Origin of the sequence: Janthinobacterium sp. SUN120 (genome assembly GCF_030397735.1) — a bacterium.
In the GTDB taxonomy this organism is placed as follows: domain Bacteria; phylum Pseudomonadota; class Gammaproteobacteria; order Burkholderiales; family Burkholderiaceae_D; genus Janthinobacterium; species Janthinobacterium kumbetense.
Map to the genome: position 1 here is coordinate 1,554,297 of NZ_JAPUBW010000001.1, position 12,511 is coordinate 1,566,807.

Below are 12,511 nucleotides of genomic sequence, written 5' to 3' on the forward strand. Positions count from 1 at the left end.
GCCGTCCTGGACTTTTCCTGGCGGCCTAGGCTGCCAATTTTTCGATCAAGCCCATATCGGCGCTGGACATCAACTGGTCGATATCGACCAGGATCAGCATGCGCTCGTCGATGGTGCCCAGGCCGATCACGTATTCCGTGTTGATCGAACGGCCCATGTCCGGCGCCGGCTTGATCTGTTCCGGCATCAGGGTGGTGACGTCGGAGACGCGGTCGACGACCATGCCGACGACGCGGTTGCCGATATTGAGGATGATGACGACGGTGAACTGGTCATAGCTGGGCGTGCCCAGGTTGAACTTGATGCGCATGTCGACGATGGGCACGATGATGCCGCGCAGGTTGACCACGCCTTTGACGAACTCGGGCGCGTTGGCGATGCGGGTCGGCGTTTCATAGCTGCGGATTTCGCTGACTTTCTGGATGTCGATGCCATATTCTTCCTGGCCCAGGGTAAAGGCCAGGTATTCGGCAGCCTTGGCAACGGTTGCGCCAGTGTCGCTGGAAATGGTGTTCATGATATTCCTTTCGTTAACTCGCCTGGGGCGCAGGCCAAGGCACGCTGCAAGCAAGCCTTGGACGTGGCAGAGTCACCCAACAGGGGATGGCCGCCACTTGTGTGTTTTTGCAAATATTTTCTAGCAATTAGCTTATGCCTCTAATTTCCGTGCGGCAATGTTACCCCATGTAAATTTTACATGCACTAAAAAAGAGCGACCGTCTGATTTTTGATTTTCAAAGATGCAATTTATGTGGCGAATACAGCACGCCGGCGCGCCAGGCCCCCGCCGCACTGGCGGCCCTTGCTTTATGTAAATTTGACATGCACTAAAAAAGAGCCATCGACGGCTTGATAATTTTCAAAAATACAATTCATGTGGCAAATACGGCACGCTGGAGCACCAACCGCCCCGCCACGCGCTGCGACGTTTTATGCCACACTGGCGGCCCCTGCTTTCTACGACTGTGAACATGCATTCTTTGCTTTCCCAATGGCAACCACGCCTGCTGGCGCTGGCCACGGCCGGCCTGGGCGATGACGGCGCCCACGACCTCAACCACCTGCACCGCGTCTGGCGCAATGCCAGTGTCCTGCTGCAAGACCATGCGGACGCGGACGCCCTCACCGTGATGGCCGCCTGCTACCTGCACGACCTGGTCAACCTGCCAAAGAACCACCCCGAGCGCCACCTGGCCTCGCGCCAGGCGGCAACGCTGGCTTGCCGCCAGCTGGCGGAACTGGATTTCCCATCAGAAAAATTGGCCGGCGTGGCTCACGCCATCGAGACGCACAGTTTTTCCGCCAACTTGCCGCCGCACACGCTCGAAGCGCAAATCGTGCAGGATGCCGACCGCATCGATGCGCTGGGCGCCGTGGGACTGGCGCGGTTGTTCTATACGGCGGCGCGCATGGATAGCGCGCTGGCGCATGGCACGGATCCGCTGGCACAGCAGCGTCCGCTCGACGACAAGGCTTACGCGCTCGACCATATCGTCACCAAGCTCGACAAGCTGCCCGGCAAGATGCAGACGGCGGCGGGCCGCGCGCTGGCCGAACAGCGGCTGGCCGTGCTGACGGATTTCCGCGCCGCCTTTGCGGACGAATGGGGAATTGCTCTCTAGCATGGGTGGCGATAGCCAGCATGGCCCACGCTGTCTATAATGCAAGGCTCAGCTATCGCGCCGCGCGCCAGCAGGAAGCTGCCACGCGCCGGCGCCACGCCAACAACTGAACTCCGCACGCCGCACGGCGGCGCGGGGTGCGCGCCGAAAGCATGCATGTCCGATAAAACCAGCCCCGACAGCCATTCACCGTCATCGCCCGCCGCGCCCGCGCGCGCCGGCAACCTCAATTTCATCCTCGTCTGCGTCTTCATCGACATGCTGGGCATCGGCCTGGTCGTGCCCGTGCTGCCCATCCTGATCGGCGACTTTGTCAACGGCAAGGATGAGCAGGCATTCTGGTACGGCATCATGGCGGCCGTCTTCGGCTTGCTGCAATTCATCTTCATGCCCATGCTGGGCGCCATCAGCGACCGCGTGGGACGCCGCCCCGTGCTGCTGTATTCGATGGCCGGCATGGGCATCAACTTTCTCGCCACGGGCTGGGCGCCGAACCTGGCCTGCCTGTTCATCGGCCGCATCATCGGCGGCGTCTCGTCGGCCAGCATGTCGGTCGCGTCCGCCTATGCGTCCGACGTCTCCACGCACGACAACCGCGCCAAGAGCTTCGGCAAGATCGGCGCCGCCTTCGGCCTGGGCTTCATTTGCGGCCCCATGCTGGGCGGCCTGCTGGGCGAGATCAACCTGCACCTGCCGTTTTACGTGGCGGCGGGCCTGTCGGCGGCCAATTTCATCTACGGCTATTTCTGCGTGCCCGAATCGCTGCAGCCGGGTCCGCGCGCACCGTTCACCCTGGCGCGCATCAACCCGTTTGCCGCCCTGCTCAAGCTGGTGCGCCGCGTGGAAATCCGCGGCCTGGTGCTGGCTTTCGGCCTGATGACGTTTGCGCAAATGATGCTCAACACCACCTGGGTGCTGTACACGCACTTCCGCTTCGACTGGACGCCGCGCCAGAACGGCATCGCCCTGTTCTGCGTGGGCCTGTGCGCGGCCGTCGTGCAGGCGGGCTTGCTGGGCATCCTCATCAAGCGTTTCGGCGAAGTGCGCCTGTCCCTACTGGGCATGGCCTCGGGCGCCCTCACCTATCTGCTGTACGGCCTGGCAACGCAGGGCTGGATGATGTATGCGTTGATCCTGTGCAACCTGCTGGCCTTTGCCGCCGGACCGGCGCTGCAAGGCATCATCTCGAAATCGTCCAACGCCAGCGAACAGGGAGAATTGATGGGCTCCTTGCAATCGATCAGCAGCCTGGGCATCATCTTCATGCCTTTGCTGGGCAGCATGATCCTCGGCGAAGTGAGCCACTTGCCGCCGCAAGACTGGCGCATCGGCAGCACCTTCTACCTGTGCGCCATCATGCAAACCCTGGGCATCCTGGTGGCCTGGCGCTACTTCAAGGCGCAACGCCAGGCAAGACTTATGGTTTCCACCACAAAGTAGTCGGCGGGATAATATTGTATTTGGGAAATAAATAGGCGAGAATGGGATAATCAAGCGGGCGTTGCCGACGCCGGCGATACGATGGTGAGCAAGGATGGGTATGACTGACTTTTATTCCAGCGCCTGGCGCCGAACCGTGGCCATGCTGGCGCTGGCGCTGCCATCGCTGGCGGGCGCGCAATGCTCGCGCGACATCCAGGTGCCCGTCTCGGCCATCGGCGCCAGCGTCGTGGTGAATGGCGCCACCATCAGCGGCATCTATCCCGACTTGCTGCGCGGCATGGGCGCCAAGCTCGGCTGCAATTTCATCTTCACGGCCGTCCCCCGCGCGCGCCTGGAAGCGATGTTCGAGGCAGGCAAGGCCGACTTGCTGATCCCGGCCAGCAGCACCTTGCGGCGCGACCAGCATGGCCTGTTCATCCCCATGCTGGGCAGCCGGCCCCTGCTGATCTCGCTCCAGGGCGCGCGACCGCCCATCAACACCATGCAGGAATTGATCGAGCGGCGCGAATTGCGCGTGGCGCTCGTGCGCGGCTACGACTATGGCGCACCGTACCAGGCGCTGGCGAAGGAATTGAGCAGCCAGGGCCGCCTGTTTTATGAAGTCGACGCCCTGTCCGTGGCGCGCCTGATGCAAAGCGGCTTCATCGACGCCACCATCATGGCGCCCACCATCCTCGCCGGCGTGGCGCAAAACGATGCGCGCGTGTATGGCCTGGCCGACCGCCTGCGCCTGGAAGCGCTGCCGGAATTGCCCTGGGGCATGAGCGGCGTCTACCTGTCGCGCAAGTCGCTGACGGCGGAAGACCAGGCGACCCTGCGCGAACTGCTCGACAGGGCGGGCCGCTCCGGCTCCGTGATGGACGGCTTCCAGCGCCATCACCGCCAGGAACTGTTGTCGCTGAGCATACGCCCCCGCTAAGGCCTGCATGTCCGGTCTGGTCGTCGCCGTCGTCCTGTTTGCCGCCCTGCTGCACGCCAGCTGGAACGCCATCGTCAAGTCGGGCAAGGATACCTTCCTCAGCACGGTGCTCGTTTCCGTGAGCGCGGCCCTGATTTCGCTGACCGTCTTGCCCTTCGTCAGCACTCCCGCGCCCGCCAGCTGGCCCTACCTGGCCGCCTCGGCCGTGGCACAGCTGGCGTATTACTCGCTGCTGGCGGCTGCCTACAGGGCGGGCGACATGAGCCATGCCTACCCCTTGATGCGCGGCAGCGCGCCATTGCTCGTGGCGCTGGCCAGCTGGCCGCTGATCGGCGAACGCCTTTCCCCCATGCAGATGGGCGCCGTCGCCTGCATCTGCGCGGGCATCCTCGGCCTGTACGTGGCCGCGCGTACGGGCACCATCGGCAGGATGCCGAAAAACACGGGCCGCGCCACCGCCTTTGCGCTCGGCAACGCCTGCGTCATCGCCAGCTATACCTTGATCGACGGCATCGGCGTGCGCCTGTCCGGCGCGCCGGCCGCCTACACCATGTGGATTTTTGTCTTGAACGGCGCAGGACTGCTGCTGTGGACGGCGTTGCGCCGCCCCGCCGATTTGCTTGCGTATGCGCAAACGCAATGGCGCCTGGCCGCCGTTGGCGGCTTCGGCACCCTCGCTTCGTACGGCCTGGCCCTGTGGGCCATGACGCAAGCGCCCGTGGCCGCCATCGCGGCCCTGCGCGAGACGTCGATCCTGTTCGCCATCGCCATTGCGGCCCTGTTCCTGCGCGAAAAGATCAGCCCCCGCCGCTACCTGGCCATCGGCCTGATCGCGGCGGGCGCCATCCTCATGCGAATCGCTTAGCGGGCGTCGAGCGACGCAATCGGCAACTCGATCGCGCTGGCCGCCCCTGCCGCGTGGTACACGCGCTGCGTCGCCTTTCTATAATGGCCCGGGTCGGCCAGGAAGATGTTCGGCACGTAGTTTTGCGGGTTGCGGTCGTACAGGGGGAACCAGCTCGACTGCACTTGCACGGCGATGCGGTGGCCGGGCAGGAAGACGTGATTCGCGTTCGGCAAGGCGAAGCGGTAGCGTTCCACTTTACCTGCCGGTATCGGCGTCGGGTGCTCGAAGCTGTCGCGGTAGCGGCCGCGGAAGATATCCATCGCCACGCCCAGCTGGTAGCCGCCCATGGCCGGCTGCGACGGCACTTCGTCCGGATACACGTCAATCAGTTTCACCACCCAATCGGCATCCGTGCCGCTGGTGGCGGCAAACAGGTTCACCATCGGCGCGCCGGCGATGCGCACGGCCGTCTTCAACGGTTCGGACACATAGCTGAGCACATCCGTGCGGTCGGCATAGCCGCGCTGGTCGCTGACCAGCCATGGCTTCCACACATCGGGGTCCGTGAGACGCACGGGACGGGGCACGAAAGGCACGGGCTTGGCGGGATCGGCCACGTATTCATCGAAGGCGCCTTCAGCCGCATCCGCAGCGCCCGATGGCGCCGCAAAACCCAGCCTGGAACCGTCCTGCAGGTAGATCGGCGTCAGCTTGGTGTCGCACGTCTCGCAGGCCAGCGGCCACTGCTGCAGGCGCTGCCACTGGTTGGTGCCGGTCTGGTACGACACCACGGGCGCCGTGTTCGCTTCCGGCGCACCATCCTTCAGGTATTGATTCAGGAACGGCTGCATGACTTTTTCGCGGAACTGGCGCGCCGTGTCGCCGTCAAACTTCAGGGCACCCAGGCTGGAGCCGTCATAGTTGACGCCGCTATGGCGCCACGGGCCGATGGCCAGGTAATTGAGGTTGTTGCGCTTGTCGCGCCCCTCCATCGCCGTGTAGGTGGCGTACGGGCCATAGATATCTTCCTGGTCCCACTGCCCCACCACGTGCATGGTGGGCACGATCAGCGGGCGCTTGGCGAGGATCTTGTCGAGCGCCTGTTCCTGCCAGTAACTGTCATAGGCCGGGTGCTCGAACAGCTTTTTCGTGTAGGTCAGCTTGTCGATGCCGAACTTCTTCGCGTAATCGCCGGCCGAGCCGATGCGCAGATACGCATCGTATTCGTCATACACGCCCAGCGCCGGCGCCTCGCTACTGCCGCGCGCGCTCGTCTGCCACGCCAGGTAGGACAGGCTCGGCATGCGGAAGGCGCCGTTGTGGAACCAGTCGTCGCCGCGCCAGCCATCGACCATGGCGCTCATGGGAACGGCCACCTTCAGCGCCGGATGCGGGTCGACCAGGGCCATCAGCACCGTATGACCCTCGTACGAGGAACCGAGCATGCCCACCTTGCCATTCGTTTCCGGCACGTTTTTCACGAGCCAGTCGATGGTGTCCCACGCATCGGTCACGTTATCGACCTTGGTATGGTTCAGCGGTCCGCGCACGGGGCGCGTCATGACGTAATCGCCTTCCGAGCCATGCTTGCCGCGCACGTCCTGGAACACGCGGATGTAGCCGTTTTCCACCAGGGTATCGTCGCCCTGCGGCAAGGCGGCCAGCATGCTGGGGCTGGCAGCGCGCTGGGCGCGGCGGGCCGCATTGTACGGCGTGCGCGTGAGCATGATCGGCGCTTTCTGGGCGCCTTTCGGCACGACGATCACCGTGTACAGCTTGACGCCGTCGCGCATGGGGATCATCACCACGCGCTTGACGTAGTCATTCACATCGGGCATGACCAGCTTGGCGCCGATATCGGGCGTCATGGGCGGCGTTTGCGCCATCGCGGGTACTGCAAACAAGGAACTGAATAGGGAACTGACAACAAAAGCCAGGCCGGTGAGCCGGACGGGGGACGACATGCGCATACTGTTCTCCAATGATTCATGCCACGCAAAAGTGGCCGAACGGCAATAGTACCCGGAAAGCAAGTTTTACATAAGGCAAGCCTCTGACGCAGCGCAGCAGATAAATCCGGGCGCAAACTTGACAGAACGCGCCCGAACTGCAACCATAACGCCATGAAATTTATCCCTTCACAACACGCCTGCTTGAATTGGTGGTCCCGCTCACTTTCGCGCGGCCACTGCATAGTGATGTGAATTTGATCCACGCCGCCTCGATCGGTGGCGTAACAGGCTCAGCCTGGATCATCCCCGATGCAGGCGGCTCAAAAGGAAACTTGATGAGCTTGCCTAATACGCCCGATACCCCCGACAGCCAGGACCAGAACGACGCCGCGCCGCTGTCCGCCGCCGCCATCGCTTCGCAATCCGTGATCCTGACGGGCGACCGCCCCACCGGCCCCTTGCACCTGGGCCACTACGTGGGCAGCCTGCGCGACCGCGTGCGCTACCAGAACAGCTACAAGCAGTTCATCATGCTGGCCGACGCGCAAGCGCTGACGGACAATATGGACGACATCGACAAGGTGCACCGCAATGTCGTCGAAGTGGCGCTCGATTACCTGGCCGTCGGCATCGACCCGACGAAAACCACCGTGTTCATCCAGTCGCAGATTCCGGAACTGGCCGAACTGACCTTTTACTACCTGAACATCGTTACCGTGGCGCGCCTCGAGCGCAACCCCACCGTCAAGGAAGAAATCCGCCTGCGCGGCTTCGAGCGCGACATCCCGGCCGGCTTCTTGACCTACCCGGCCAGCCAGGCGGCCGACATCACGGCCTTCAAGGCGGGCGTGGTGCCCGTGGGCGAAGACCAGATCCCGATGATCGAGCAAACGAATGAAATCGTGCGCCGCTTCAACCGCATGTATAACCGCGAAGTATTGATGGAATGCAAGGCGCTGGTGCCGGACATCGGCCGCCTGCCCGGCATCGACGGCAAGGCGAAGATGAGCAAATCGCTGGGCAACACCATCAACCTGGGCGCCACCCCGGCCGAAATCACGGCCGCCGTGAAAAAAGTCTATACCGACCCGCTGCACCTGCGCGTGGAAGATCCGGGCCACCTGGAAGGCAACATCGCGTTTACGTACCTGGATGCGTTTGACCCGGAAAAAGCGGCGCTGGCCGAAATGAAAGCCCATTACGTGCGCGGCGGCCTGGGCGACAGCATCGTCAAGAAGCGCCTGGACCTGGTCTTGCAGGAAATGCTGGCGCCGATCCGCGCCCGCCGCGAAGAGTTCGCCAAAGACAAGGGACAAGTCATCCAGATGCTGAAAGAAGGCACCTTCAAGGCACGCGAAGTGGCGGCCCGCACGGCTGATGAAGTCAAGTCGGCCCTGGGCTTGAACTACTTCTGATCAGCAACAATAGCAAACTGACATAGCAAACTGATGCGCTCAGGCGGAGTCGGGTAAAATCCCGCTTCCGCCTGGGCGCAATTCGTTTGTCACCGTGGCACCAGCAATCCGTAGAGAAAACAACGCGCCATGACCGATACCCCTGTCGAACAGCTGCTGCAGCAGCATTTTTCCATCGATGCATTGCAGCAGGCGCCCGCGCCCCTGCGGCAGGCGCTGGGCATGCTGGGCGGCTGGCTGGCCGCCGAGCGCGACACGGCCTATCCGCACACGCCGTATGCGGAACTGCTGACGCAGCTGTCCGACACCCGCCTGCCCGCGCACGGCATGCCCGTGGCGGATTTCCTGCAAGAACTCGACACCACCGTGCTGGCCAATACGGCCCAGCTGAACCACCCGCAATACATCGGCCACATGACCCAGGCCTTGCCGTGGATCAGCGTGCTGGCCGAAGCGTTTACGGCCACCCTGAACCAGAATCAGGTCAAGATCGAGACGGCGTATGTGTCGACCCTGATCGAAAAACAGATCCTGGGCTGGCTGCACCGCCAGGTGTACCAGCAGCCCGAACATGTCTACACGCAAGCGATGGCCGCCACCAGCGGCGCGCTGGGCAATGTCGTCAATGGCGGCACCATGGGCAACCTGACGGCCCTGGCCGTGGCGCTGGAACAGCAGCTGCCCGGCACGCGCAAGCGTGGCCTGTTTGCCGCCATGCAAGAATCCGGCTACGCGGGACTGGCCGTGATCGGCTCGGCCCGCAGCCACTATTCCGTCAAGAAGGCGCTGGCGACCCTGGGCCTCGGTGAAAACGCCTTGCACCTGGTGGCCGTCGACCGCGACAACCGCATCGACGTCCAGGCGCTGGAAGCGACGATTGCCGACTTGAAATTGCGCAATATCAAGGTCGTCGCCATGATCGGCATCGCCGGCACGACGGAAACGGGCGCCATCGACCCGCTGGCCGCCATGGCAGCCATTGCCGCGCGGGAAAGCATCTGGTTCCATGTGGATGCGGCCTGGGGCGGAGCGCTCTTGATCGCGGAACAGTACCGCGCGCTGTACGACGGCATCGCGCTGGCCGACTCCGTCGTCATCGACGGGCATAAATTGCTGTGGGTGCCGATGGCGCAAAGCATGGTGCTGTTCAAGGATAGCGCCAGCCTGAACTTGCTGAAGCACAACGCCAACTACATCTTGCGCGACAACTCGGGCGACCTGGGCCAGACCTCGCTGGAAGGCTCGCGCCGCTTCGACGCCTTGAAACTGTGGACCTCGTTCAAGGTGCTGGGCGTGTCCGGCTACACGACCTTGCTGCAGCAGGCGGCCACCTTGTCCGGCCAGTTGCAGGACTTGTTGGCCGACCAGCAGGATTTCGAACTCGTCACGCGCTCCGACACCTTCATCCTGACCTACCGCTACGTACCCGCGCATTTGCGCCAGCGCATGGAGGCCTTGCTGGCCGGCGGCCAGGTGGACGCGGCGACCGAACTGAACAAGCAACTGAACACCTTGAACGCCAAGCTGCAAAACCGGCAAAAGGCGCAAGGCCACAGCTTTGTGTCGCGCACGGTACTCGAATCGACGCGCTACCCCGGCCCGACCAATGTGCTGCGCGTGGTCATGACGAATGTCAAGACGCGCCCCCACCACTTGCGCGCCATCCTGGCCGAACAGCGGGCCATCGGCCAGGCGCTTGTGGCGGAACTGGGATTGTAAGAACGTTCCACCCATCAACCTTGACTGGATGCCCGATGCACCGCCTCAGCGCCCTCACCGATCTGTTAAAGCATCTGTTGAAATGGCTGCTGCTGGCGAGCGTCGTGGCCGTGCTGGCGGGCTCGGCCTCGGCCGCTTTCCTGTTCGCGCTGGACTGGGCGACACGTACGCGCCTGGCGCACGCCTGGCTGATCTGGCTGCTGCCCGTGGCGGGCTTTGCCGTCGGCTGGCTGTATTTGCGCTACGGCAGCAGCGTCGAAGGCGGCGCGAATCTGCTCATCGATGAAATCCACGACCCGAAAAAAATCATCCCCTTGCGCATGGCGCCGCTGGTGCTGGGCGGCACCGTCGTCTCGCATTTGTTCGGCGCCTCCGTCGGACGCGAAGGCACGGCCGTGCAGATGGGCGGCGCGCTGGCCGACCAGCTGACCCGCATGTTTCGTTTGAACAATGAAGACCGCCGCATCATCCTGATGGCCGGCATCAGCGCCGGCTTTGCCTCCGTCTTCGGCACGCCGCTGGCGGGCGCCCTCTTCGGCCTGGAAGTGCTGGCCATCGGCCGCCTGCGCTACGAAGCCATGCTGCCCTGCCTGGCCGCTGCCGTCATCGCCGACCAGGTGGTCCTGCTGTGGGGTCCGCTTTTGCACATTGCTCACACGCATTACGCCGTACCTTTGACCCCCGCCATTTCTGCCTGGACCTTGTCCGCGATGGTCATCGCGGGCGTGCTGTTTGGCGTGACCGGCAAAGTGTTTGCGCAAGCCACGCACGGCTTGAGCGGCTGGATGAAACGCAAGATTGCCTACGCTCCGCTGCGCCCGCTGATAGGCGGCCTCGTCGTAGCGCTCGCCGTGTGGCTGCTGGGCACGGATCGCTACATCGGCCTGGGCATCCCCACCATCGTCGATGCGCTCAAGGAACCGCTGCCCGCCTGGGATTTCCTGGGCAAGATGGCGTTTACCATCGTCTCGCTGGGCACGGGTTTCAAGGGCGGCGAAGTGACGCCATTGTTCTTCATCGGCGCCACCCTGGGCAATGCGCTGGGGCCGCTGCTGCACCAGCCCGTCACCTTGCTGGCCGCCATCGGCTTCGTCGCCGTGTTTGCGGGCGCCGCCAACACGCCCATCGCCTCGACCCTGATGGCGATGGAACTGTTCGGCGCGGAGATCGGCGTGTACGCGGCCATCGCCTGCGTCGTGGCCTACCTGTTTTCCGGCCACGCGGGCATTTACCGGGCGCAGCGGGGCGGCCACGCCAAGCGCACGCCCCGCGAGGAACCCGAGCCATGACGCAGAACATCTACGACAACGACGCCTTCTTCACGGCCTACAGCCAGTTGCCGCGCTCCGTCGGCGGACTCGACAGCGCCCCCGAATGGCCAGCCCTGCGCGCCATGCTGCCGGAGATGCAAGGAAAAAGCGTGCTGGACCTGGGTTGCGGCTATGGCTGGTTCTGCCGCTGGGCTGCCGAGGCCGACGCGGCGCGGGTGCTGGGCGTGGACGTGTCGGAAAAGATGCTGGCGCAGGCAGCCGGCATGGGAGAGCATGCGGCCGTCAGCTATGCCCGGCTTGACCTGGAACAACTGGCCTTGCCGCAGGCCAGCTACGACCTGGTCTACAGTTCGCTGGCCTTCCACTACATCGAACGGTTCGCTACGCTGCTGGCCGCCATCCGCCAGGGTTTACAGCCGGGCGGCAAGCTGGTGTTTTCCATCGAGCATCCGATCTTCATGGCGCCGCGCCAGCCCGGCTGGCTGACGGATGCACAAGGCCGCAAGCGCTGGCCCGTCGACAGTTACCAGCAGCAAGGCCCGCGCGTGTCGGACTGGCTGGCGCCGGGCGTGATCAAGCAGCACCGCACCCTAGGCACGACCATCAATGCGCTGCTGCAAGCGGGTTTCCAGCTGGAACATGTGGAGGAATGGGGTCCCAGCGAAGAGCAGGTCGCCCTGCAGCCGGCCCTGGCGGAAGAGCGCGAGCGGCCCATGCTGCTCCTCATCGGCTGCGGCCTGGCGTAGTCTCCCCTCAGCTGGCCACGTTGCGCGTGAAACGCAAGGTGGATGAGCCAGCGTTGACATAGCTGTACGCTTGCGCGCTGCTGAACACGAAGAAATCGCCCGTGCCCAGCGTTTTCGTCCCGGCCGCCAGCTCCAGCTGCAGCTCGCCTTCCAGCACATACAGCATTTCGCTGAAGCCGGCCGGGTCAGGCTCGGCATCGTAGCGCTCGCCCGGCGCCAGTATCCACGACCATAGCTCCACCTGGCGGCTGGCGGGGGCCGCCCCCAGCAGCACGGCCTGGCTGGCTTGCGATGCGCTTTGCCACATCAGCACGCGCAAGCTGTCGTGCGGCTGCCGCGGCGGCTGGACCAGGTCGACGAAGGCCACGTTCAAGGCGGCGGCCACGTGGTCGAGGTTGGCCAGGCTGATGTTGGTGCCGCCCGCCTCGACGCCGTTGACCATGCGCCGGCTCAGGCCCGACTTGCGCGCCAGCTCGTCCTGGCTGAGGCCGGCGGCCAGGCGCAAGCGCCGCAGATTTTTGGCCAGGTGTTCCAGCACGCCACCGGCCTCGACTTGACTGCGCAATATATTGCTCCT

At 63.9% G+C, this 12,511-nt stretch carries 11 protein-coding genes; 8 read left to right on the forward strand and 3 right to left on the reverse strand.

Annotated features, from left to right (window positions below):
* Nucleotides 1-25: 25 nt before the first annotated feature.
* Nucleotides 26-517 (reverse strand): chemotaxis protein CheW, encoded by a 492-nt coding sequence (locus O0879_RS06745; RefSeq protein ID WP_035818113.1) that lies wholly within the window; start codon nucleotides 515-517, stop codon nucleotides 26-28.
* A 454-nt stretch (nucleotides 518-971) separates the two neighbouring features.
* Between O0879_RS06745 and O0879_RS06750 the strand changes: the two genes are divergently transcribed.
* The 4 genes from O0879_RS06750 (at nucleotide 972) to O0879_RS06765 (ending at nucleotide 4,849) form a co-directional block, all read left to right on the forward strand.
* Nucleotides 972-1,622: an HD domain-containing protein gene (locus O0879_RS06750; protein WP_289915567.1), complete on the forward strand. Its 651-nt coding sequence runs from the start codon at nucleotides 972-974 to the stop codon at nucleotides 1,620-1,622.
* A gap of 156 nt (nucleotides 1,623-1,778) precedes the next feature.
* Entirely contained in the window at nucleotides 1,779-3,062 is a 1,284-nt protein-coding gene (locus O0879_RS06755; protein ID WP_099664352.1) for a TCR/Tet family MFS transporter, read from the forward strand.
* A 100-nt stretch (nucleotides 3,063-3,162) separates the two neighbouring features.
* Nucleotides 3,163-3,984, forward strand: coding sequence for a transporter substrate-binding domain-containing protein (locus O0879_RS06760; protein WP_289898344.1), 822 nt, complete (start codon nucleotides 3,163-3,165; stop codon nucleotides 3,982-3,984).
* 7 nt (nucleotides 3,985-3,991) lie between these two features.
* Entirely contained in the window at nucleotides 3,992-4,849 is an 858-nt protein-coding gene (locus O0879_RS06765) for a DMT family transporter (protein WP_289915569.1), read from the forward strand.
* Here the strand turns inward: O0879_RS06765 and O0879_RS06770 are convergent.
* Nucleotides 4,846-6,735, reverse strand: a complete 1,890-nt coding sequence (locus O0879_RS06770; protein WP_289915572.1) for a CocE/NonD family hydrolase — start codon at nucleotides 6,733-6,735, stop codon at nucleotides 4,846-4,848. The genes O0879_RS06765 and O0879_RS06770 overlap by 4 nt on opposite strands.
* Before the next feature lie 383 nt (nucleotides 6,736-7,118).
* On the opposite strand from O0879_RS06770, the gene trpS reads away from it, so the two are divergent.
* From trpS to O0879_RS06790, 4 genes are all read left to right on the forward strand, one after another.
* Entirely contained in the window at nucleotides 7,119-8,198 is a 1,080-nt protein-coding gene (trpS, locus tag O0879_RS06775) for a tryptophan--tRNA ligase (protein ID WP_289913851.1), read from the forward strand.
* A 129-nt stretch (nucleotides 8,199-8,327) separates the two neighbouring features.
* Nucleotides 8,328-9,917, forward strand: a complete 1,590-nt coding sequence (locus tag O0879_RS06780; protein ID WP_289915575.1) for a pyridoxal-dependent decarboxylase — start codon at nucleotides 8,328-8,330, stop codon at nucleotides 9,915-9,917.
* A 35-nt stretch (nucleotides 9,918-9,952) separates the two neighbouring features.
* Nucleotides 9,953-11,206 carry a voltage-gated chloride channel family protein gene (locus O0879_RS06785; protein WP_289915577.1) on the forward strand — a complete coding sequence of 418 codons (1,254 nt, stop codon included), beginning with the start codon at nucleotides 9,953-9,955 and terminating at the stop codon, nucleotides 11,204-11,206.
* On the forward strand, nucleotides 11,203-11,934 hold the full coding sequence (locus O0879_RS06790; protein ID WP_289915578.1) for a class I SAM-dependent methyltransferase: 732 nt from the start codon (nucleotides 11,203-11,205) through the stop codon (nucleotides 11,932-11,934). The genes O0879_RS06785 and O0879_RS06790 overlap by 4 nt, the downstream gene beginning before the upstream one ends.
* A gap of 7 nt (nucleotides 11,935-11,941) precedes the next feature.
* Here O0879_RS06790 and O0879_RS06795 read toward each other — a convergent pair whose 3' ends face one another.
* Complete coding sequence (locus tag O0879_RS06795) at nucleotides 11,942-12,499, reverse strand: XRE family transcriptional regulator (protein ID WP_289898350.1); 558 nt, start codon at nucleotides 12,497-12,499, stop codon at nucleotides 11,942-11,944.
* Nucleotides 12,500-12,511: the final 12 nt, after the last annotated feature.